Annotated in this window: 22 protein-coding genes; 11 read left to right on the top strand and 11 right to left on the bottom strand. The window is 39.9% G+C overall.

The window, feature by feature from the left end:
- Nucleotides 1–48: 48 nt before the first annotated feature.
- Nucleotides 49–2,427, bottom strand: coding sequence for a phosphoenolpyruvate synthase (gene ppsA, locus K1T76_RS07810; protein ID WP_019837978.1), 2,379 nt, complete (start codon nt 2,425–2,427; stop codon nt 49–51).
- Between the two features lie 155 nt (nt 2,428–2,582).
- Between ppsA and ppsR the strand changes: the two genes are divergently transcribed.
- Entirely contained in the window at nt 2,583–3,419 is an 837-nt protein-coding gene (ppsR, locus tag K1T76_RS07805) for a posphoenolpyruvate synthetase regulatory kinase/phosphorylase PpsR (RefSeq protein WP_019837977.1), read from the top strand.
- A 114-nt stretch (nt 3,420–3,533) separates the two neighbouring features.
- Here ppsR and K1T76_RS07800 read toward each other — a convergent pair whose 3' ends face one another.
- The 4 genes from K1T76_RS07800 to K1T76_RS07785 all read right to left on the bottom strand — a co-directional run bounded on the left by K1T76_RS07800 (nt 3,534) and on the right by K1T76_RS07785 (nt 7,209).
- A complete protein-coding gene (locus K1T76_RS07800) occupies nt 3,534–4,088 on the bottom strand; it encodes a hypothetical protein (RefSeq protein ID WP_019837976.1) in 555 nt (184 codons plus the stop codon).
- A gap of 699 nt (nt 4,089–4,787) precedes the next feature.
- Nucleotides 4,788–5,792 (bottom strand): LLM class flavin-dependent oxidoreductase, encoded by a 1,005-nt coding sequence (locus tag K1T76_RS07795; RefSeq protein ID WP_230245081.1) that lies wholly within the window; start codon nt 5,790–5,792, stop codon nt 4,788–4,790.
- 220 nt (nt 5,793–6,012) lie between these two features.
- Nucleotides 6,013–6,537 carry a hypothetical protein gene (locus K1T76_RS07790; RefSeq protein ID WP_019838268.1) on the bottom strand — a complete coding sequence of 175 codons (525 nt, stop codon included), beginning with the start codon at nt 6,535–6,537 and terminating at the stop codon, nt 6,013–6,015.
- A 246-nt stretch (nt 6,538–6,783) separates the two neighbouring features.
- The gene (locus tag K1T76_RS07785; RefSeq protein ID WP_019838267.1) at nt 6,784–7,209 is read right to left on the bottom strand and encodes a glycine zipper 2TM domain-containing protein; all 426 of its coding nucleotides are present in this window, start codon (nt 7,207–7,209) and stop codon (nt 6,784–6,786) included.
- Nucleotides 7,210–7,592: 383 nt separating this feature from the next.
- Between K1T76_RS07785 and prfA the strand changes: the two genes are divergently transcribed.
- Together prfA and prmC are read left to right on the top strand one after the other, a co-directional pair.
- On the top strand, nt 7,593–8,681 hold the full coding sequence (gene prfA, locus K1T76_RS07780; RefSeq protein ID WP_230245080.1) for a peptide chain release factor 1: 1,089 nt from the start codon (nt 7,593–7,595) through the stop codon (nt 8,679–8,681).
- Nucleotides 8,681–9,514, top strand: a complete 834-nt coding sequence (prmC, locus tag K1T76_RS07775) for a peptide chain release factor N(5)-glutamine methyltransferase (protein ID WP_230245079.1) — start codon at nt 8,681–8,683, stop codon at nt 9,512–9,514. The genes prfA and prmC overlap by 1 nt, the downstream gene beginning before the upstream one ends.
- A gap of 110 nt (nt 9,515–9,624) precedes the next feature.
- On the opposite strand, the gene K1T76_RS07770 is transcribed toward prmC, so the two are convergent.
- From K1T76_RS07770 to K1T76_RS07755, 4 genes are all read right to left on the bottom strand, one after another.
- Nucleotides 9,625–10,536, bottom strand: a complete 912-nt coding sequence (locus K1T76_RS07770; RefSeq protein ID WP_019838264.1) for a bestrophin family protein — start codon at nt 10,534–10,536, stop codon at nt 9,625–9,627.
- 198 nt (nt 10,537–10,734) lie between these two features.
- A complete protein-coding gene (locus tag K1T76_RS07765) occupies nt 10,735–11,085 on the bottom strand; it encodes a hypothetical protein (RefSeq protein WP_026438247.1) in 351 nt (116 codons plus the stop codon).
- A gap of 442 nt (nt 11,086–11,527) precedes the next feature.
- Entirely contained in the window at nt 11,528–11,962 is a 435-nt protein-coding gene (locus tag K1T76_RS07760) for a hypothetical protein (protein WP_230245078.1), read from the bottom strand.
- A 49-nt stretch (nt 11,963–12,011) separates the two neighbouring features.
- Nucleotides 12,012–13,046: an IS1595 family transposase gene (locus tag K1T76_RS07755; RefSeq protein ID WP_230245077.1), complete on the bottom strand. Its 1,035-nt coding sequence runs from the start codon at nt 13,044–13,046 to the stop codon at nt 12,012–12,014.
- Nucleotides 13,047–13,129: 83 nt separating this feature from the next.
- Here K1T76_RS07755 and K1T76_RS07750 point away from each other — a divergent pair, with 83 nt between their 5' ends.
- The 8 genes from K1T76_RS07750 to K1T76_RS07720 all read left to right on the top strand — a co-directional run bounded on the left by K1T76_RS07750 (nt 13,130) and on the right by K1T76_RS07720 (nt 20,917).
- The gene (locus tag K1T76_RS07750) at nt 13,130–13,507 is read left to right on the top strand and encodes a helix-turn-helix domain-containing protein (RefSeq protein WP_230245076.1); all 378 of its coding nucleotides are present in this window, start codon (nt 13,130–13,132) and stop codon (nt 13,505–13,507) included.
- 9 nt (nt 13,508–13,516) lie between these two features.
- The gene (locus K1T76_RS14950) at nt 13,517–13,648 is read left to right on the top strand and encodes a hypothetical protein (RefSeq protein WP_268259895.1); all 132 of its coding nucleotides are present in this window, start codon (nt 13,517–13,519) and stop codon (nt 13,646–13,648) included.
- A gap of 1 nt (nt 13,649) precedes the next feature.
- Nucleotides 13,650–15,944, top strand: coding sequence for a hypothetical protein (locus tag K1T76_RS07745; protein WP_230245075.1), 2,295 nt, complete (start codon nt 13,650–13,652; stop codon nt 15,942–15,944).
- 868 nt (nt 15,945–16,812) lie between these two features.
- On the top strand, nt 16,813–17,583 hold the full coding sequence (locus K1T76_RS07740; protein WP_019838260.1) for a 3-hydroxyacyl-CoA dehydrogenase: 771 nt from the start codon (nt 16,813–16,815) through the stop codon (nt 17,581–17,583).
- 324 nt (nt 17,584–17,907) lie between these two features.
- Nucleotides 17,908–18,636, top strand: coding sequence for a HesA/MoeB/ThiF family protein (locus K1T76_RS07735; RefSeq protein WP_051092519.1), 729 nt, complete (start codon nt 17,908–17,910; stop codon nt 18,634–18,636).
- A 58-nt stretch (nt 18,637–18,694) separates the two neighbouring features.
- Nucleotides 18,695–19,993 (top strand): ABC1 kinase family protein, encoded by a 1,299-nt coding sequence (locus tag K1T76_RS07730; protein WP_026438246.1) that lies wholly within the window; start codon nt 18,695–18,697, stop codon nt 19,991–19,993.
- Between the two features lie 149 nt (nt 19,994–20,142).
- A complete protein-coding gene (folB, locus tag K1T76_RS07725) occupies nt 20,143–20,523 on the top strand; it encodes a dihydroneopterin aldolase (protein WP_019838257.1) in 381 nt (126 codons plus the stop codon).
- Nucleotides 20,480–20,917, top strand: a complete 438-nt coding sequence (locus K1T76_RS07720; protein ID WP_026438245.1) for a 2-amino-4-hydroxy-6-hydroxymethyldihydropteridine diphosphokinase — start codon at nt 20,480–20,482, stop codon at nt 20,915–20,917. Before folB ends, K1T76_RS07720 begins: the two co-directional genes overlap by 44 nt.
- Nucleotides 20,918–21,232: 315 nt before the next feature.
- Here K1T76_RS07720 and coq7 read toward each other — a convergent pair whose 3' ends face one another.
- Nucleotides 21,233–21,868, bottom strand: a complete 636-nt coding sequence (gene coq7, locus K1T76_RS07715; RefSeq protein ID WP_004973212.1) for a 2-polyprenyl-3-methyl-6-methoxy-1,4-benzoquinone monooxygenase — start codon at nt 21,866–21,868, stop codon at nt 21,233–21,235.
- A gap of 4 nt (nt 21,869–21,872) precedes the next feature.
- Nucleotides 21,873–23,192: an MFS transporter gene (locus K1T76_RS07710; RefSeq protein WP_019838255.1), complete on the bottom strand. Its 1,320-nt coding sequence runs from the start codon at nt 23,190–23,192 to the stop codon at nt 21,873–21,875.
- Between the last annotated feature and the right edge of the window lie 49 nt (nt 23,193–23,241).

The raw sequence follows: 23,241 nt of genomic DNA, 5'->3' as shown, positions 1-23,241 counted from the left end.
TGAAAAAAAACCCACGCAGGTGCATGGGTTTTCTTTTAACACGTTTTATTACGCTTGTTGAGCTTTTTCTTCAGAAAGGAAGAACCAAGTGTCTAAAACTGAGTCTGGGTTTAAAGATACAGATTCAATACCTTGTTCCATCAACCAACGCGCAAGGTCAGGGTGATCTGAAGGACCTTGACCACAGATACCGACATATTTACCTGCTTTACGGCATGCGTGAATTGCCATAGAAAGTAATGCTTTCACAGCAGGGTCACGTTCATCAAACAGGTGAGAAACAATACCTGAATCACGGTCTAAACCAAGTGTTAACTGAGTTAAGTCATTTGAACCGATAGAAAAACCATCGAAGTGCTCAAGGAATTGTTCAGCCAATAATGCGTTGGTTGGTAATTCACACATCATGATCACTTTTAGACCATTTTCACCACGTTTTAAACCATTTAGCGCAAGCAATTCGATCACACGTTTTGCTTCAGCAACGGTACGTACAAATGGAATCATAATTTGTACGTTGGTTAAGCCCATTTCGTCACGTACTTTTTTCAAGGCACGACATTCAAGCTCGAAGCAGTCACGGAAATTGTCAGACACATAGCGGCTTGCACCACGGAAGCCCAACATTGGGTTTTCTTCTTCAGGCTCGTATAACTTACCGCCAATTAAGTTTGCGTATTCGTTTGATTTGAAGTCAGACATACGCACAATCACTGGTTTGTCAGCGAATGCAGCAGCAAGGGTAGAAATACCTTCAACTAATTTTTCTACATAGAATTCGATTGGTGATGAATAACCCGCAGTACGCGCCATAACTGCCGCACGTGTTTCACGTGGCAAGCTGTCAATGTTAAGTAATGCTTTAGGATGCACGCCAATCATACGGTTGATGATGAATTCTAAACGTGCAAGTCCAATACCTTCGTTTGGAATTTGAGCAAAGTCAAATGCGCGGTCTGGGTTGCCGACGTTCATCATGATTTTGAACGGAAGTTTAGGCATAGATTCGATAGAGTTCTTTTGAACTTCAAAATCTAAAGCACCTTCATAAATGAAACCTGTGTCGCCTTCGGCACAAGAAACAGTAACTTCCTGACCATCAGTCAAAACTTCAGTTGCATTACCACAACCTACAATTGCAGGTACACCTAATTCACGTGCAATAATTGCAGCGTGACAAGTACGACCACCACGGTTAGTAACAATTGCAGCAGCACGTTTCATTACCGGTTCCCAGTCTGGGTCAGTCATGTCTGAAACAAGTACGTCACCTTCCTGAACTTTGTCCATTTCTTTAATAGACGTTACAACGCGAACTTTACCAGAACCGATACGCTGACCAATTGAACGACCTTCACAAATGACCGTACCTTTTTGTTTTAATAGGTAGCGTTCCATAGTGCCGACATTTTCACGGCTTTTTACAGTTTCAGGACGTGCTTGAACGATGTAGATTTGACCGTCATCACCATCTTTTGCCCATTCAATATCCATAGGCGCTTGATAGTGTTCCTCAATAATTAAAGCTTGTTTTGCTAATTCTTGAAGTTCATGATCATTTAAAGAGAATTGTTGGCGATCTTGTTTTTCAACATCGACCACAACTACAGATTTACCAGCCGCGCCTTCTTCACCATAAATCATTTTTTGGTGTTTAGAGCCAAGGTTACGACGTAAAACTGCATGTTTGCCTGCTTTTAATAAAGGCTTAGAAATATAGAATTCATCTGGGTTAACCGCACCCTGAACCACCATTTCACCCAAACCATAAGAAGCTGTGATGAATACGGCATCCCGGAAGCCAGATTCTGTGTCTAGGGTAAACATAACACCCGCTGCGCCTGTTTCTGAACGCACCATACGTTGTACGCCTGCAGATAAAGCAACGACATCGTGGTCAAAGTTTTGGTGTACACGGTAAGAAATCGCGCGGTCGTTGTACAAAGATGCAAAAACTTCTTTAATGGCAATTAATACGTTGTCGATGCCACGGATGTTGAGGAATGTTTCTTGCTGACCTGCGAAAGATGCGTCTGGTAGATCTTCTGCAGTTGCAGATGAACGAACGGCAACCGCAATGTTTGGGTTGCCGTTAGAGAGTGCTTCAAAAGCAACTCGAATTTCTTGTTCTAGTGATGCAGTAAGCGGAGTGTCGACAATCCATTGACGAATTTTTGCACCAGTTTCAGCAAGCGCATTCACGTCATCTACATTGAGTGTTTTTAGCTCTGCTTGAATTTTAGCGTTTAGGCCACTTTGCTCGAGAAATTCACGATAAGCAGCAGCTGTTGTTGCAAAGCCACCTGGTACAGATACACCAGCATTAGATAAGTGGCTGATCATTTCGCCCAAAGATGAGTTTTTCCCACCCACGAGCTCAACATCGTGTTTCCCTAATTTTTCCAGACCAATTACGCGCGCTTCCAAAGTTGTTACTCCACTTTTGCAGTATTAATCACTATCTTGTCATGAAATTATAATAAATCTACTTAGCAATTTGGTTTTACTAAGCGACAGTCATGTAAGATCGGTTTACTATAAAGATTATATAGCACTAAGACAAATATTTAAGGAGAATTTTAATGTCAGAAGGTAAACAATTTAAGCGGAGTGTTTTTTTTATTTCTGATGGAACTGCAATAACGGCTGAAACCCTAGGACATTCTCTTTTAGCGCAATTTCCAAATGTGGACTTTGATATTCATATTCATCCTTATATTACGTCTGAAGAAGCGGCTATGAATGTGGTGGCAGAAATTAATGCTCGAGCACAAAAAGACGGTCAATTACCTTTGGTGTTTGATACCTTGGTTGACCTATATGTGCGTGACATTATAAACACCGCTAAAGCGATTAATTTAGATGTATTTGAAGGCTTAATCAGTAAGCTTTCGGAAGAGTTAGGAACACCGCCAACTACTTTAGTCGGGCAGACGCATGCCGTAACAGATTCTGAATCTTACAAGGCACGTATTGATGCGGTGCATTTCGCCTTAGATAACGATGATGGAGCACGAACACGTCATTATGATAAGGCTGATCTGATTCTGATTGGAGTGTCGCGTTCGGGTAAAACACCGACTTCCATCTACCTTTCTTTACAGTTCGGGATTCGCGTGGCCAACTATCCACTCACTGAAGAAGATCTAGATGACAACCGTTTGCCAGCTGTACTGAAACCGCATAAACATAAGTTATTTGGCTTAATGATTGATGCTGAACGCCTTGTGGCGATCCGTACTGAACGTAAAGCCAATAGCCGTTATGCAAGTTTTAATCAGTGCCAAATGGAATTGCGTGCCATTGAGGGCATTTATATTTCAGAAGGGATTAAATATTTAAATGTATCTGAAATGTCGATTGAAGAAATTTCAACTCGTATTTTACAAATGACAGGTTTAAAACGTCGTATTGGTTAAACAAACTATATGTATTTAAAGAGCCAAAAGATTATTTTGGCTCTTTTTTATTGGATTTTAATAGAATAAAAACCAATCTACTATTTATTTATATGATATAGCTTTTAGCGTGACTTAAAATGTAGTGATAATGGTATCAATTGGATGTTCTTGCCCATCAATACTATGCACACTATTTGCGCAGACTTTAACAATTGGCCAAGTAATCAAATGGCAATTTTCACGTTGTAAAGCTAAATAATAATGATCAGATTTGAAATAGTGTTGATGAGTATCAGCAATGTTGGGTGTGAGTTGACGTTTGAGCCAAGTGTCTTTGATTTGAGCATCTAAAAAGCGCAAAGCCAAAATATTTTTGACGCGGTTATTAAACAAGCGTCGATTTTTAAACATCAAAGGATGGCTAATTAGACGATGGATACCACGCTCGGTACTAGGTAAGACAAAATGCGGTGCAATTTGAAAGACTTGAACAGATGTTGCCTGCTGACAAAGTCTGTCGAGTTGTGCCACGCTGTCCTGATTTGCGCCAATAACTGCAACGCGTAAACCAGTGAAATCATGGTGTTTGATTTCAGTTGCAGGAATACATTTGCCTTGGAACTCTTGAAAATCTGTCAAACAGTTTTGAAAAGCGTGTCTATGAACGTCGTGTTTAGGACTGACCATGCTGAATCTCTTGATTTATTCATTTTATAAATTAGAACGTTTGCTCTATTTTGTTGGGGCAGTGCTGTTTGGTAAAGTCTTTTGTGCAGGCGAGCCAGTCATTCCTAAAGATTGAAAATTAATTCGACGGAGATTTAAGTAGCAGAAAACAAGAAAATACAAATTTTATGTATTTGAAATAATTTCCAATCTAGTTGGAAGCTGGTAATGGTGGTATTAATTTATTGATAATAATGGTGTTATTTTCAACACAAGCGGGGTTTGGTTTTATAATCCATAAATATGAGTCTAAATCAATATTAGCCGCTTCACCAGCACCATAGGCAACTCTATCGCCATTTTTATATGTTTTATTATCTATGACTCATACATCATTTCTTGAATCCCAGTAAGCACGTTGAGTTGCAAAAATAGGCAAAAAATTCGTCTGGTTTACTGAGAAGTATAAACATTTTCCTTCAAGGGTAATTATTGCTTCACTGTAGCTAGCATTACTTCCATCACCTGAATATTGTATTTTGGTATGATGATTTCTGTTTGATTATTCAGTGACGATTCAGAACAGCCTAGCACTGTAAACAAGGTGCCAAAGAAAACGGGTAGAAGCTTCTGTTTAAAAATTAACATATGATCCAATAATACCTTAAGAATTTAGTTACCTTACAGCCCTTGATTTGGCTGTAAGGTGTGTTGAATGAATTAAATATTTTTCTTCATTTGCATGAGTAAATCAAAGTTGTATAAGCGTTTTTCTGTGTCATAGATATCACAGGAAAAAATAAACTCATCGACATCATACTTTGCCAATAAGTTTTCTAATCCTGCTTTGACTGTAGCCTTAGAACCAATTTGTGCCATGCCATAAAAACTATCGACGGACATTTTTTCTGCAGGCGACCACAAACCTTCCATACTTTCGACTGGAGCTTTGAGTTTTAGGCTTTGTCCACGCATTAAACCTAAAACACGCTGATAGGCACTGGTCGCTAAAAATTCTGCTTCGTGATCGGTATCTGCAACCACGGTTGGCACACCCATTGACACATAAGGTCGTTCTAAATATTCCGAAGGCTCAAAATTGTCCCGATATAACTGAATGGCTTGAGCAAGCATACGCGGGGCAAAGTGTGAGGCAAATGAGTAGGGTAGTCCTAATTTTGCAGCTAGCTGTGCGCTAAATAAACTTGAACCGAGTAACCATACAGGAACGTGTGTACCTTGTCCTGGCGTAGCAACAATCCGTTGTTGTGGTTCAGCATCTTTGAAATAATGAAGAATTTCTAAAACATCTTGCGGAAATTGATCTTCAGTTTCTTGGCGCCCACGACGTAGCGCGCGCATAGTAACTTGATCAGTGCCTGGAGCGCGACCTAAACCAAGTTCAATACGATTAGGATATAGAGTCGCTAAAGTTCCAAACTGTTCAGCGACCACTAACGGAGCGTGGTTAGGGAGCATAATACCGCCCGAACCGAGTCTAATTTTTTTAGTATTTGCTAATAAATAACCCAAAAGTACAGCTGTTGCCGAGCTGGCAATGCCATCCATATTATGATGTTCTGCCAACCAAAAACGATCATAGCCGAGTTGTTCTGCGTGTTGAGCTAATTCAAGTGCATGATGCAGCGAAAACTGTACTGACTGATCATCACGTACAGGCGCAAGCTCAAGAATGGCAAATTTTGTGTCTTGTAGGGAACGCATCATTTATTCCAGCTTGATAAAGATAGTTTTATCATACGACGGTGCACTAGTTTTGTATATCGAAAATTTTCGATATATGGGCGAGTCATGAGATATTACTGCTTAAGAGCGCAAGACATTCAGAAAATAAAGCATACTTTATAAATGCATTTATCCATGAAAGTCGTCAGCAAACAAAAAAGCACCCGAAGGTGCTGAATGTTAGAAGTATCGCAAGTAATTAACGACGTTTACCATTTTTATAGTGACCTAAATGTAAGCCATTGTCTTTGCGATAACGGTCATTATAACGGTAATCATTGTAACGGTAGCCACGGCTATCATAGCGGCGGTCATAACGATCATCGTAGCGTTTGTTGTCATAGCGGTCATCACGACGGTCTTCGCTAACTTTTTGACCTAATACTGCACCACCTGCTGAACCGAGCCCTGCACCGACATAGCCACCATTGTTGCCCGCCATATTGCGACCAACGCTATATCCACCAGCCCCACCTAAAGCAGCACCAATCATGGCGCCATTACGGTCACGTTTATTGGCAGAAGCCGCCGCACCACCTGCACCACCAATGGCAGACCCAATCATTGCGCCAGTTTGTCCGCCCATTTGCTGACCAATCGCAGCGCCGACAGCACCACCCAAGGCGGAGCTTACAGCAACACGCGTACCGTTGGCATGTGCAGTACCCATAAGCAAGGCAGAACTTGCGATAACACTACCTAATAAAACACGATTAAGTTTCATGCGGATGCTCCTAATATTTATCGATATGCTATGTAATGAAGATATAGAACCAGATGGCAAAGATCGTGAAGGCTAATGAGGTCAATTTGCTATATTTGGTAAAGACTTTGTAATTGGACTCCTAAATTACTTCATATTGGTTAGGATTGGATTTGAGTGGATATAAGAAAAAAATTATAAAAAAAGCATCAAACCTGTGTTGATGCTTTTTTGCTGATCTATACTTGCTCTATCTATTCTTTAGACTTAACGACGGTTGCGTTTTTTCTTCCATTTACGTTCTTGGTAACGGTCATATTCTTTATCTTTTGAGATTTTATTGCCGAGTGCGGCACCACCGGCTGCACCTAAAGCTGAACCAATATATCCACCATTGGTGCCACCCATATTTTTACCAACGGTATAACCCGCACCACCACCCAAAGCTCCACCAATTGCAGATTCAGTACGATGACGTTTATTACTTGCCACAGCTGCACCACCTGCACCGCCTAATGCAGCACCCAATGTTGCTCCAGTATTGCCGCCCATATTTTTACCAATTGCTGTACCTGCAACACTGCCTAAAGCACTAGCTGCGGCAACGCGCGTGGTATTATCTGCATAGACATTGGCACTGAGCATAGAAGCTGAGGTTAAAGCTGCAGTCATTAACATAGCATTAAGTTTCATGTTGAACTCCATGTCCTTTTACAGGACTTATTTATGATCAATTTCGATGGGCTCAATTTAACAAAGTACCGTTTATAAAATGTGGAGAGTACAGACGAGATTGATGTGCTTTGGTGTGGGCTTTGTATGAGTTTGATTAAAATTGCAAAAAAAATAATCAAATACATGCGCTAATTGCAGCATTTTATGAACTTACATGGACCACAGTGCACCAAAGCATAATCTAAAATGCCACTTGCACTTGAGCAGATGAGTATTGCAAACATCGTACAGACGGAATAATGATGTTATTTGATTGGCAGAATCGGTAAACTATGCGCAATTTTTATTTCGCTGTGCTGCGTGTTGCATGTAACAGCCTTTGCATTGAGATTTTTTAAACAATGAAAGAATCGTTGCGTTTACGATTAGATCAGCTTTCTGACAGGCATGAAGAGTTGACTGCTTTATTGGCAGATATTGAAGTGATTTCAGATAACAAGCGTTTTCGTGAATTATCACGTGAACACAGTGACTTAGAAGAAATTACGGCAGTTTGGTCACAATACACACAAGCCGAAGCTGATATTGAAACAGCTGAAGCGATGTTGTCTGATCCTGACTTTAAGGAAATGGCGCAAGAAGAAATTAGAGAGAATAAAGCACTGATTCAGCAACTTGAAGCTGATTTAAATATTTTAATGATTCCCAAAGACCCGAATGATGCCAACTCGGCTTATTTAGAGATTCGCGCAGGGACTGGTGGCGATGAAGCCGCAATTTTCTCGGGTGACTTATTCCGCATGTATAGTAAATATGCAGAAAGTCAGGGCTGGAGAATCGAAATTTTATCTGAAAATGAAGGCGAACACGGCGGATATAAAGAAGTCATTTGCTTGGTGAATGGCGAAGGTGTATATGGCCGTTTGAAGTTTGAAAGTGGTGCGCATCGAGTGCAACGTGTTCCTGCGACTGAATCGCAAGGTCGAGTGCATACATCTGCATGTACCGTTGCAATTTTACCTGAAGTAGATGTAGATACTACGGTAGATATTAATCCTGCCGATTTGCGAATTGACACATATCGCGCGTCGGGTGCCGGTGGTCAGCACGTCAACAAAACTGACTCTGCAGTGCGTATTACCCACATTCCGACGGGGACTGTGGTGGAATGTCAGGAAGAGCGTTCACAGCATAAAAACAAAGCTAAAGCGATGGCGTTATTGGCATCGCGTTTAGAAAATGCCAAACGTGCAGCGGCAGATGCAGCGACTTCAGAAATGCGACGAGATTTGGTGGGTTCGGGTGACCGTTCTGAGCGTATTCGTACCTATAACTATCCGCAAGGACGGATAACAGATCATCGAATTAACCTGACTTTATATAAGTTGGATGCGGTAATGGAAGGTGATTTAACTGAATTGTTAGATAGTCTGCATCGTGAATATCAGGCAGATCAGTTGGCAATGCTTGCACATCAAAACGGTGGTTAATGAATATTGCACAAGCCTTGGCGCTACGTGGTGAAGTCGACAGTTACGAGCGTCAAGAAAATATTTGGTTGCTTGAGCATTTTTTAAGACTGAGTGCGCTGGAATTAAAGTATCGTGCAGATCAGGAATTGAGTGCCGAACAAGAGCAAATGTACGTGCATGCTTTAGCACGTATAGCAGCAGGCGAGCCTTTGGCGTATATCACAGGTTCTCAGCCATTTTGGACACTGGACTTAAAAGTCACGCACGATACTTTGGTGCCAAGACCTGACACTGAGATTTTGGTCGAAACTGTATTGTCTTTGCCATTACAACGTGATGCTGTTGTTGTCGATTTAGGTACAGGTACAGGGGCAATTGCTTTGGCTTTAGCATCTGAACGTCAAGGTTGGCAAATTACTGCAACCGATATTTACCTCCCAACGCTTGCAGTTGCCCAAGAAAATGCAAGTAAATATGCTTTAAATCAGGTGCAATTTGCCTGTGGTGCATGGTTTGAAGCATTAGCTTCTGAAGCTGAACCACGTTTTGATTTGATTGTCTCTAATCCTCCGTATATAGATGCTAATGATGCACACATATCTGCTTTAGCAGCAGAGCCTGAACGTGCATTGGTGGCAGCAGATCAGGGTTTGGCAGATATTGTGCAGATTATTTCGCAGGGTAAGTACTGGCTAAAAGCAAATGCTTGGATTGCACTGGAACATGGTTATGACCAAGCATTAGCTGTGCAAGCGATTTTTGCAGAACACGGTTTTTCGGAAATTCGTACAGTCAAAGATTATGCAGGCAATGATCGGGTGACTTTGGCGCAATGGCTTGTTGGCGAATGATCGAATCAGCTAAAGAACCTGTGAGATTTACTTCTTTGCTCGCAAACATAGACAAATGACTAGCAGGGTCTAGGTTTAAGACTCATATACGAGTCTCAACTCAACTGATTTCAGCTTAGGTTGCCTTTCACTGCCAAAATTGCAGGCGGTAGTTCTTCGCCAAGTGAACTCAGCATTTCTCGTTCAATTAAACGCACCATAGAGTTGAGTGGCAAATCATTGTCTTGCAAGCCAAAAGGTTCTTCAAGTTGTTCGCTGAGTGCATCTAAACCTAAGAATAAATAGGCAATTAAACCCACCAAAATCGGTGTCCAAATTCCCAAACTGGCTTCTAGACTAAAAGGCAAAATAAAGCAGAAGCAATACACAGTGCGGTGTAGCAGAACCGAATAAGAAAAAGGCAAAGGCGTGCTGAGAATCCGATCACAACCTGCTTGCACATTACCTAATTCAACAATGTGTCGATTCAAGCCTTGATAAATAATATCGGAAATTTTACCTGTTTTAAGTACGCGGACTAACTCTTTTTGAATGCTTTCTAAAATAAACTGTGCAGCATTGATATGTGGAAATAAAGCATCATAATCTGCAGGTGTCAGATTGACTTTGTTTTGGTAAAAATCAATGGGTTGGTTTTGATTGCGTAAACGGTTGCGCAATAAATTACTAAACAGCATCACCCGATACATCAAGACTCGACGCTGCTGATCTGGCAATACGTATGAGTCACGTGAAATATGCCGTGATGTTGCGATTAACGTCCCCCATAATTTTCGACCTTCCCACCAACGCTCATAACTGGCGTTATTTCTAAAACTGAGGAATATAGACAAAATAATCCCGAAAATAGTAAAGCCAATAGCAGGTACGCTAGGCACTTGAAAAAAGTGGTGGGAAGATAAATACACCAAAATAGTAGAAAGGATGACCACAATTGCAAGTGCCGGTAATACCGTGGGCAAAATTGTCCCATACCATGCAAACAGGAGAGTAAGGCTGTTGTTTTTATTGCGAATAATCATCTTGATCCATCCTTAAAGCTTCCTTAGTGTTTCATAGACAAACAACACTTATCAAGTTGGTAACCAGCTTTTGATTTAAAAAGTAGCAAGCAACTTAAATTCTTTTTTTATTCGATAATATAATAGGCAATAAAAAAGTGATGCCATCAAGACATCACTTTTCAATACTTTCAGCAATAAGTGCTTAAAAATATAAGTTTACATCGGGTAATCTTGCAAACAGTCAGGAATTTCAACGTGTGCCAAACTGTCTGTTTCTAAAGCTAAACATAGCGCAACAATTTTAGCGGTATCGCCCAGGTGTTCATCTTTAAGTGCTAAACCCGCTTGCAAAGATTGTAAATCTTCTTGACAAATATCTAGGGCTTGCGCTGTTTCAAGTGCATCTTCTCGTTTGAAAAATGCGGACATGACTTTACGCAACTGCTCTTCTGAGGTATCTAGAATACTTTGATTGAGTAATTCGTCTAATTGCTCAGAAGCTTGGTTGAGAGAGTGAGAGAAATTTTGAACCAGAGTGTGTTCAAGTACATCCATCATCTTAAGCATGGGTAAACCTCCAAAGATGCTCGTACATTAAATATTACAGGGGGAGTATGACAGCCGAAATGCATAAAATTTATGCTTTAAACAGGTTGAAAAGTAAACTATATTTCATTCTTTGGCAATGCTGCGCCGATGAACGTTCAGTTCACTGCCAAGATTGAAAGCCCAGACAGGAGTTTTCTTTTAACATTAAGTTGTTTGCAAAACACCTAAAAGAGTGCGTTGATAGTGGGTGATAAGTCACGCAATTATGAGTTTTTAGTTATGAGCTTTCGATATTGTCGATATGTACCATGATTGGCCTGATCTATTTTTTTAATGTACGATGAAAAGCACGAGGATCATGGAAATTTATTTGATCGCTAATTTCGTCATTATGTAGCACCTGCACAAAACAAAAGTTAAAAATAGGCAGAATTAACCGCCTTTTCTTATGTTTGCTAGGCTAATTCGCCCACCGCCACACAATTTGGCTATTGTTATCCTTAGATTTTACCACAATCCCATCTTTTTGTAGCTTGTATAACACCGATTTAACCGCTTTAATGTGTTTATCTTGGGGCAACCCGTCCATGTTATCCAGTTTCATTACTTTTTCGGTCAATTCAAGCGTGGTAAATACTTTAGTTGGCTCATTTTTAAAAATGGTGAGCAAGTACGACTTCGGTTTACCTACGAACACCCTTAATTTAGGGCGGTAGCTAAAGTTTTCGGTGTCAAAGGCAGTCATATCATCTTGGTTTGACTGTAGAATATCAAGCGATTTAGACAAGGTTTCGATATTATCATCAAGCAAGTGCAGGTGAGCCATCACTTGTTTTCTTTCGCTCTCTAACCGCTTTATTTTAGCGATAATGGCACTTTGGGCGTGAGTCGGCATAAATATCCCTACCTATGAATTAAAATCGCTGTAATCGCATTATAGGCACTTATGCGACAAGCCATTCAGCGTTGCGGTGATTACCTTGCCAGTAACCTTTAAAATCATTTGACGGTGGCGTTTTAAGGCACTTACCTAGCACATCATGAAATATCAACCCATTGCTCATTCTGCGAGTGTCCTCACGGTAAGCTATCTCATTGGCATAGTCGCCCAAATAGATATTGTCGATTTTATGCACTTGACCGTGATACATTCGCTTAAAACGGCTAAAGTAGCTTTCGGCTAGATTATTAGTGATGCCGTCATCGCTACGGTATTCTTGACTATGATTGACACGCTTTAAATCAAATTCTACCAGTAGATTGTCATACGATGGGTGTTCGTCTGTATGGATAACGCTGTTTGGCTCAATATACAGCTTGGCAAGGTTGGAAACAGTTTTGTTGTTTTCGCTCAATGCCACAAAGGTATAGGTTGATTTAGCCCCTGCCAGTTGTGGATTGGCTTTAATTTCATCTGCGGTATAGCGGTTACGCATGACAATGACACAGCGTTTATCGGGATTTTCATTCACCTTTAAACGTCTATCAACTCTATCGGCTTTTTTATTTTCCTCACGCACACTAGAATGAACGTAACTACCGTCCATGTGAATTTCGCCATTAAGCGGAAACAACTCACGTTGGGCTTGGATAGATTCACGGATTTTATGGGCTAGGACAAAGGCGGTTTTGTATTGAACGTCCAAATCACGAGATAACTGTAATGCTGATATACCTTTAACGGCATTGACGTAAATGGCACAGGCAAACAGTATGGTACGGATTGGTAGTTTATGATGAGCAAAGATAGTGCTTGATGTCACACTAAAGCGGTGACGGCAAGACTTACATTGCCATTGTTTGCGTGTGGCGATGTAATAGGCTTTATGCTGTTTGCTACATTTAGGGCATACCACATTTTCCATACTACCCCAACGCAATTCGCACAGCATCGCATGAGCCTTGTCATCACTTAACCGTGCTATGGCAAGTGGTGACAGACTGCGAGCATCTGCGGTGAGTAAAAAGTGTTGGGGCATGGTGTAAATTACCTTGTAAGCTAATAAGTATTAGACTACAATATACACGAATGAGAATATATATTCAATAGGAAATTACACAAATGCGTATATTTGAACGATTACGCCTTATATGCGAAGAAAAAGGCTTAAATATCAAAGCGTTTGCCGAAACCACAGGTATGCCCTATCGTACCGCCCAAAGTTATTTAAGTGGGGATAGAGAGCCAAACGCTGACGGTATGAAAACAATATGTACACATTTGCGTGTAAATATTAATTGGCTTTTAACTGGTGAGGGTGAGCATTTTATCCACGATTACAACCACATAGATGATGACGAGCAAGCCCTATTATCAGTTTATCGTGCCAGTAACGAGGTAGGCAAACGTATTATTTTACGGTCAGTCGATTCATTTAAAGACGTTCCCGAACTTAATGATGAAAATTTAAGCCCTAATAACCTCTTGACACAAATCTAAGGAATTTTCATGCTACACAGCACAGCACAGCACAGCACAGCACAGCACAGCACAGCACAGCACAGCACAGCACAGCACAGCACAGCACAGCACAGCCTAACGCTATCTCTATCAACCCTGCAAGCATTTTTCGGGGGTTGATATGAAATATACGAATGAATTACAAGGACAAGAACAATTTTATAAAGACTACTTACCACGAGTTGATAAGTCTTTAACATCGGAACAAGTATTTAGTGATAATACAGATGGTGTGTTATTTGGTAATCTTTTAGAATTTAAATTGACTGTAAATGACACGAATGCCACTTTATTTCAAGCGATTAAGTATCTTTCTGCTATGCGTGTCAAAGGTAAATCAATACCTGCAAATATCGTTCTTGTTTCCTTGAATACGGATAAAGTTTTTATATATCAATCTAAAGATTATTTAGAAGAAATTGAAAAAATTTATCAATTAGGGGCATCTAAAGAAAATACTGGCTTTAAATTAAAATCTACCGCCATAGAATTAGATTTATCTCAAGAAATCGACCAAGAAAAACTTGTTAAAACGTTAAAGTCTAAAAATTTCACCAAAATAAATATTGATGAGAATTGCATTGTTGGTTGGGGTCAGCGATTTTACAAAGAGAATCCAACAGCTAGAAAAGCTGATTTCATAGGCGACCAAAGTGGTAAAGTCAATATTCTTGGTGAAATCCGCAAGCCAAATAAATTAAAGGACTATATTGAGCCTTATAAGGGTGAAGATAATGTTAAATTTCGCTACTTAATGGATAAACTCAATGATGATTTACAAAAGAAAAATTTAGGGGCTTTTTACACGCCTGAACTTTATGCTAAAAAATCACTCGAATTAGTCCGAAAAGCCATAGATAGAGTGCCTGCGGGTAACGACTACGTTATCATTGATAGATGTGCAGGAACAGGTAATTTAGAGCAATACTTAACTGATGAAGAATTAAGCCATGTCATAGTTTCAACACTCGAATATTATGAATACAAGGTTTTAATGGAAATATTGGGTGATAAGGTACGTCATGTTATTCCACCTACTGAAAAAGAAGATACATTTAATATGGGTCTTGTGCGTGGGGCTGATGCCCTATCTAAAGAATATGTCGAAAATCCCCTAATTAAACAATATGTCGATAATCCAAACTGTACGATTATTTTATTTGAAAATCCGCCTTACGCTGAAACAACCAGTATTGAGCATCAAAAAAAGAAACAGGGTGCAAAATCTAGCGAATGGAAAAAAAGCTACGTTGTTCAAGAAATGAAAAAAGACACTCAAATCAAAGGAACAGCGAGTAATGATTTAGGAAATGCTTTTATTTGGTCTGCTTTTCAGTATTATTTACGCCAGCCAACAGACAGCTACATAGTTTATTCACCTGTCAAATACTGGAAAGCCCAACACATAATAAACAAGCAATTTATAGATGGCTTTGCTTTTAATCGCCGACATTTTCACACCACTATTGATGCCTGTATTATGGTGGCATTATGGGGAAACTCTGATTGTGAAAAGGATTATTTTGAAGTCAAGGCTTTTGATATTGATGTTAAAAAAGGGATAATGGCTGCTGATGGGATATTACCCATTAGAAGAATTTACACTACTTACAGCAATCATTTTTTCGATAAACGAAAATTTGAAGATGATGAAGTTGATGGTATATATATTTCATTAGACGGAAGTGAACGAGAACCACCAAAGCAACCAAGAATAACACCACTTTTTAATGAAAATATTATTGGATATATGGCTGTCTATAGTTCGGGTTTCGATAATCCTGACCTACACGCATCCTTATTAATAGCAGGACGGTATGATGGAAATGGATTTTTTCTAAGAAGTGATAATTTTTTAGAAAAACTACCTATGTTTGCAGCAAGCCGTTATATTACATATAACCGAAAGTGGACTGAAAGAGCAAGAGTAATGAAATCTGCTGATGGGGCTGATAGCTATACTAAAGACCTTAAAGATGGCAAGCTATCAAGCTATCTTTTAAAGGTGCTTTTATTTACCACTTTAGAAATGCAAAATCACTTACGGTCTTTTACTGGTAGTGATGGTAGAATGTATAGGAATCAATTATGCCTTGATAATACTAATGGGGAAACATTAGCAACTTTAGCTTTAAAAAAGCTAAAGTTGAATGCTACCGAAAAAGAATTATTAGAGGTCTGGAAAACCATTCTTAATGAAGCTAAAAAAACTAAAAACTATCAAAATACAATCAATTATGGTGTATATCAAATATCGACAGAACTAAATACATTTCAAAAAGACCAAATAACTGATAAAAATATTTACGACTACCCATTATTAAATGGTAGTTTGAAAACTTTAAAAGAATTGGTTAAACGGTATTATAACAACGAAATAGTGCCTAAATTGTTTGAATATGAATTTTTAAAGTAATTAACTTTCACCAAAAATACGGCTATATAGCCGTATTTTTTGAACAAATGTTTTGTGCGGGTGCTACATAATGACGGCTAATTTCTTGAAGTGATTGTTGAGTTTGCTCAATAATTCAATTGCCATAGCTCTACGGAATTCATTTTTTATTGCTGATAGCTAGTGCCTTCCTGCTTTAAATGTGCGTTGGTACTTCGCTTCAGATATATTAAATTATTGGGTTAATTCGTTCAGTTCTCACCATTCAACTGGCGCTAAGCAAATTTATGGTTTACTGATTTCATGGCTCAGCGCATGGGGATTTTTTTAATGCATTAAAATTAAAAGACGTTTGTCTAAATGATTAAGACTTCATATTCATCAACCACGTTTAATTCACCTAGAAAATACCCAGTACCAAATTAAAAATTTTTAAAATATCCTCCAATTTAGTTTTTAAATGCTCAGCTGGGTGCATCCATTTTGACAAGAGTTGATAACTGTCAGGACGAATTTCGTGGCTGTCCATGCAAAAAATTCATCATTCATGGCATTCGCTAGTGCAATCCACAATTGCCGTATTGAAGATTAGACACTAGAGATTTATTGGCGTTTAACAGCTCTATAGGAGTTCCGCCGTCATTAAAAATCGTATGTATAGCCCTTGTTGCTGTACAGCGTGAAAGCCTTATGGACTAAAGCAATTACAATTGTAGCTTTGCTGTACGCGAGCTGAGTTGCATTGTTGGGATGGTGCGGTATTCCATTTACAAGTTGAGTGTTCAGATCCATCATAGTAGATGCAGAGTTTGGAAATTGTATTCTAGCTTGTGCGTGATTAATTTAATTCTTAAGTTGTATTAAACTGAAAATTTATAAGGAAAATATAATGAAAATTCAAGGAAAAGTCTGTGTCGTCACAGGTGGTGCATCGGGTTTAGGTGCTGCGACCGCACGATATTTGGTTACGCAAGGTGCAAAAGTCATTTTGGTTGATATGAATCAGGAGCTTGGGCAGCAACTTCAACAGAAATTGGGCGAAAATGCAGATTTTGTGGCTGTAGATGTAACTGATGAAAACCAAGTACAGCAGCTCTTTAACCATATCGAGCATAAATACGGACAGTTAAATGGTTTGGTGAATTGTGCAGGCATTGCACCATCTGCCAAAGTCTTGGGACGTGATGGTTTGCATGATTTGGCGATGTTCCAAAAAGTGCTGAATATTAATGTCACGGGCAGTTTTAATATGATCCGTTTTGCAGCACAACTTATGGCGAAATATGACTTAGTCGACGATGAAGAAGAACGTGGCGTGATTGTAAATACTGCTTCTGTTGCTGCGTTTGATGGGCAAATTGGACAAAGCGCGTATTGTGCATCAAAAGGTGCAATTGTGGGAATGACATTGCCTTTAGCACGTGAACTGGCACGTGAAGCTATTCGGGTCATGACGATTGCACCTGGTATTATGGAAACCCCGATGCTGAAAGCATTGCCACAGCAAGTACAAGATGCTTTAGGGCAAATGGTGCCATTTCCACCACGTTTGGCAAAACCCGAAGAATTTGCACATTTGGTAGGCCATATTTTTGAAAATAGTTATTTAAATGGTGAGGTGATTCGTTTAGATGGCGCAATTCGTATGCACCCGAAGTAAGCAGTGACAATGCTGAACGGCTTTGTTGCTCAAAGATTTCATAACTATGTGATTTTAAAAGTTTTGATTGTTTTTCGACCCAAAATAAACTTATTTAAATCAGATGCTTACATATTTATGCAACATACCCTTTATCACGTAGGTTTGCGATGCACTTTTGAGCAAGTCGCTGCACATTGCGTATCTGTTTAAATACACAACAATTCAACCACCAGCATGACGGTTTGCTTTGAATAACCGTTATACTTAACGTTTTGGTTAGCAGCATAGGGCATTTTCTTGGAAAGCATATTCGATACTCAGTTAGAATTGAGTGATGCAGAAATGCATTTGTATAGCCGACAAATTTTATTGGATGGCTGGGATATTGAAGCACAAGAAAAATTAAAACTTGCCAACGTACTCATTGTGGGTTGTGGCGGGATTGGCTGTTTAAGTGCAGAATTACTAGCACGTGCAGGCGTGGGTAAAATCACACTAATTGATGCCGATGTGATTGAAACCAGTAATTTACAACGACAAATTGCTTATACCTCGGCAGATTTAGGCTTTTATAAAGCTGAAATTCTTGCAAAAAGACTAATGCAAATTAACCCTTATATCGAAATTGTTAGTTTAACCACGCTGTTAGATGCGAAAAATGCGGGTACTTTAATTGCCCAACAAGATCTGGTTTTAGATGGTTGCGATAATTTCAGCACCCGCTTTCTAGTTAATCAATATTGCCGACAATTGAATGTGCCTTTACTCAGTGCTTCTGCCATTGGTTTTCATGGGCAAATGTTTATGGTTGAAGGAGGCTCAGCGTGTTATGAGTGTCTGTTCCCGAAAGAACAGCATGCCAATGAAAGTTTGCGCTGCGCAGACAGTGGCGTATTGGCAACCACTCCCAACGTCATGGCTAGTTTACAAGCCCATCATGCTTTGTTGTACTTGGGTTTAGGCAACACCGCGCTGAAACAAAAGTTATTGCTATGGGATGGTTTAAGCATGAAACAACGCTTATTGTCTTTTGATCAAGATCACAACTGTCCAGTTTGTCAGGCAAGATAGCCTTTTTACTTGGCAATTTTTTGTTAAACTCACACTACTTTAATATGACTCAGACATGATGAAAAATAATATCTGGTTAGATGGTTTACGTTCAGTTGCTCGCATGGGTGAAACAGCCGTAGTGGCAGCCAAAGCAGGCATTAAATATGCCACTGAAAAGCCAAGTAATGCCAAACTCATGCGCGAAACATTTGAATCTTTAGGTTCAACTTACATTAAACTTGGGCAGTTTATTGCCAGCACGCCGTCATTGTTCCCACGTGAATATGTCGAAGAATTTCAAGGTTGTTTAGATCAAACCCCAACTTTGCCGTTTAGTTATGTGCAGCAGGTATTGGCATCTGAATTTGCAGGGCGTAATTTAGATGAAATATTTGCATCAATAGATGAAAAGCCTTTAGCATCAGCATCGATTGCACAGGTACATGCTGCAAAATTGGTGAGTGGCGAAGATGTGGTGATTAAAGTGCAAAAACCAGGTGTAGAAACCATTCTCTATACCGATTTAAATGTTTTGCACTGGGCGACCAAACTGCTCGAAAAAGCTGTGCCTAAAGTCAAATTTGCGTCATTGGCCGATATTGTCGAAGAAATCAAAACCCGTATGGTGCGTGAAGTCGACTTTATTGAAGAAGCACGTAACTTAGATGATTTTATTAATTATCTGAATGTGACCCAAAACAAAAAAGCCACTGCACCTAAGGTCTATCATCAATATTCCACCCGTCGCGTATTGACCATGCAGCGTTTGTATGGCGTACCTTTGACCGATTTTGATGTGGTGAAACAAGTATCTAACGACCCATCGCAAGTATTGATTACTGCCATGAATACATGGTTCGGTAGTTTGATGATGTGTAACAGTTTCCATGCCGATTTACACGCAGGCAACCTGATGTTGCTTGAAGATGGACGTGTCGGCTTTATTGATTTTGGTATTGTCGGACAGCTAAATCCTGAAGTGTGGACTGCTTGTATGGCCTTTATGGATGCCTTGCAAAATACCAACTACACGCTTATGGCGGAAAATATGCTCAAAATGGGCATGACTGACACACAAATTGATACTCAGGTTTTGGCAGCAGATTTAGAGCGTTTATTTAGTGGCGTATTGCTGGCTGATCCTCAAGAATTGCTGACTTCTAACCCTGCAGATTTAAATGACATCATGCTTGATATGCTTGCTGTGGGTGAGCGTCATGGGATTCGTTTCCCGCGTGACTTTGCTTTACTGTTCAAGCAAATGCTGTACTTTGACCGTTTCATGCGCGTTTTAGCACCTTATACCGATATTTATGCCGATCAACGATTGCAGATGGTACAAAGCATTGATCCGAATTTGTTGTTAAAGCATTAATTATCCATATTGTTCGAATCAAGCTTTCTGGTTGCATATTTTAAAGCCACCAATCTTTTTTATAATTTTTACGTGGCTTTAAAATACGGCAAATATCCCTTTCAATAGAAGGAGATAGAAGGATTTTAAATGAAATATAGAGTGTGGTCATGGATGCAATTATCATTGAAGGCTTAAAGGTAGAAACAGTCGTCGGCTGTTTTGCATGGGAGCGTCAAATTCAACAACCACTCATGTTGGATTTGATCATTGCCACCAATTTAAGCCAAGCTGCAGCTTCAGATGAGTTGCAAGACACGCTCAATTATGCAGAAATTTGCAGCATTTCAGCGCAAGTGATTCAGCAGGCTGCACCCAAATTGATTGAGCATGCAGCACAATTGGTATTGGATGCACTTTTTACGACTTTTGCCGCAGTTGAATCCATTACCATCACCATTCGCAAACCTGCCATTATTCCAGAAGCCAATTCTGTAGGAATTCGTCTTGAACGCCACCGAAACGATTTTTGCTCTCGCTTTGGCGAGTAACTGCGAAGCACCACGTCAGTTTAAAAGTGCCTATCAGCAAATTGCTGCATTGGGTGAAGTGCAATTTTCGCATATTTATCTGATTCCATGCCGTGATGGGATTGGTGCAGACTATTGGAATTCTGCTTGTTTGCTAAAAAGCCGTTTAAGCTTTGAGCAGCTGAATATCATCCTCAAAGAATTGGAAGTTGCAGCAGGGCGTGTGCGTCCATCGCATGATATTCCGCTGGATATTGATATTATTGCGTGGGGTGAAAATTTAGCTCAAATGCAATTCAATCCGAAAAAACTGCCACTGGCTTTAGATGTTAAAATTCCAATGTGGGATATTTGGCAAGATGAGGCTTTTGTGCATCCAGAGCATGACTACCCAATTGTGAGTTGTGAAGAATAAATCAGCCAATAAAAGGGGTAGATTCGTACTACACATCTTTAAATTTTGGCTGTGATCTGTGATCTCGTTTCGGTTAACATCACCGTGTCATATCTTGCTGATATATTTGTATGAAAAACCATCAAAAACAATATTTTTCTGTATTTATAGGGCTTTGCACTTAAAAAATATCCACAAAATCTGCGGATAAATCTTGGGATAAGTCAAGATCGGCTCTTTCTCTGTTATTTTTTGATCGTTTTAATCGAGATGTTTTCTATTCCAATGACATAAAAAAACGCCCACAATTGTGAGCGTTTAAGTGTTATCAATTCATTAAATATAATAACTGGTCTTGGTCATGAGCTTGGAAATCGCAGTCATGGTCAAACGTACAGGTACAGGCAAATCTACACCACCTGCTTTGAGCGCCGTATCGCGATGATGCAATTCATCTTCATTCATTTGGACTAGAATTTTACGTGAACGATCATCTTGTTCGGGTAACTGGCTGATATGATGTTCTAGATGCAGGCTCACTTGACGTTCAGTTTCTGCGACAAAGCCTAAACTGTATTTATCGCCCGCAATACCTGCTATTGCACCCATCCCAAAAGATAAACCATACCATACAGGATTAAGCAAACTGGTGTGGCTGTCTAACTCTTTTAAGCGGTCTTCGCACCATGCTAAATGGTCTTGTTCTTCAATCGCTGCCTGTTCCATTTCACGACGTACATTAGGCAATTTCGCAGTTAAAGCCTGACCGTGATATAGGGCTTGCGCACAGACTTCGCCACTATGGTTTACTCGCATTAAGCCTGCAACATGACGTGCTTCACTCACTGCCAATTTTGTTTCAACCGTATTGCCTGGGTTTTCTCGTTGAGCCGAAGTTGTGCCAGGTACTAAACTACGCAAGGCTTGGTCAAATGAATGAATAAACTTGTCGATGCCTGTGTAATGACGCATGAAATTAATCCTCCAAAGAGTCTTGTGCAGTATCTAACATTGGCTTGAGCTTTAACAAGAGCCAAAGGGTGAAAACAGCACTTAAAACAGCAGTAATACTAAATAGAACTTTTAAATCAATTTCTAAGACGCTTAAAATTAAAATCGAAAAAATGGCAGATGACACCATAAAAATGGCGTTGAGAATATTATTGGCAGCAACCACACGTGCACGGTGCGAACGAGGGGAATAAGCTTGCATCATGGCATATAAGGGTACAATGTAAAAACCGCCACTAATGCCCAGCAAAGTGACTGCGCACATGACATGATAATAGCTCCACCCTTGCTGAAAGACTTCGCTTAATCCCAAAAGTGCCCCCGTTTTTTCCGGTACAAAAGCCAATGCGCCCGCCAAATAAAAAGCAAAAATGGTTAAACCGACTGCGCCAATAGGCACCATTTTAATATTGACCTCTGTACCGCCTATTTTACGGCACAGCAAAGAACCTACACCAATACCTACAGAAAATAGCGTCAGTAGTAAACTCACCACGTTTTCAGAGGCATGCAGATTTTGTTGAGTGAGTTGGGGAATTTGGGTTAAATAAGTTGCCCCATAAAACCAGTACCAAGAATTGCCCAATAAAATGAGAAAAATCATGGGTAGGCTTTTGGCATATTTTAATGTCTGAAAACTGGTACGGAAAAAATTCCAGTCAATTTGGATGTCGGGTGCTGTAACGCGTTGCGTCAGTACAAAACGGCTTGAGACATAACCAATCAGTGCAATAATCACCACAGTTAAGCTAATCCAGACTAAATTTCCTGCAGATACTGAAATCACTGCACCGCCTAGAATCATCCCTAATAAAATTGCAATAGATGTACCTGACTGGAAAATTGCATTCCCCGACATCAGTTCATGCGGTTTTAGCACTTCAGGCAAAATGGCGTATTTAATTGGACCAAAAAAGGTCGATTGTGCGCCCATTAGAAAAAGGGCAGTCAGCAACAACCACAAACTTCCTAACAAGAAACCTGCAGTCGCAATCAGCATGATGATAATTTCCAGCAATTTGATGGCACGTACCAATTGGGCGCGTTCATACTTGTCTGCCAGCTGTCCTGCGGTGGCAGAAAAAATGAAATAGGGCAAAATAAACAGCAAGGCAGCCAAATTGTTGAGGGTGCTGACATTTGCAGATTGCTGGCTAATCAATCCATAGGTAAAGACCAAAAGCAGCGCTTGTTTATATACGTTATCATTGAGTGCGCCAAAGAATTGGGTGAGAAACATCGGCAAAAAGCGACGACTCTTTAACAAATGTTCATTTTTTTTCATGCGTGATTAACTTCGTTTAGTTTTATTAAGAAATGTGACCGCTTGATAT

Origin of the sequence: Acinetobacter sp. PW68, from assembly GCF_020982655.1 — a bacterium.
Lineage (GTDB): Bacteria > Pseudomonadota > Gammaproteobacteria > Pseudomonadales > Moraxellaceae > Acinetobacter > Acinetobacter towneri_A.
Note: the sequence above shows the minus strand (reverse complement) of the source record. Positions and strands in the feature narration are given on the sequence as shown.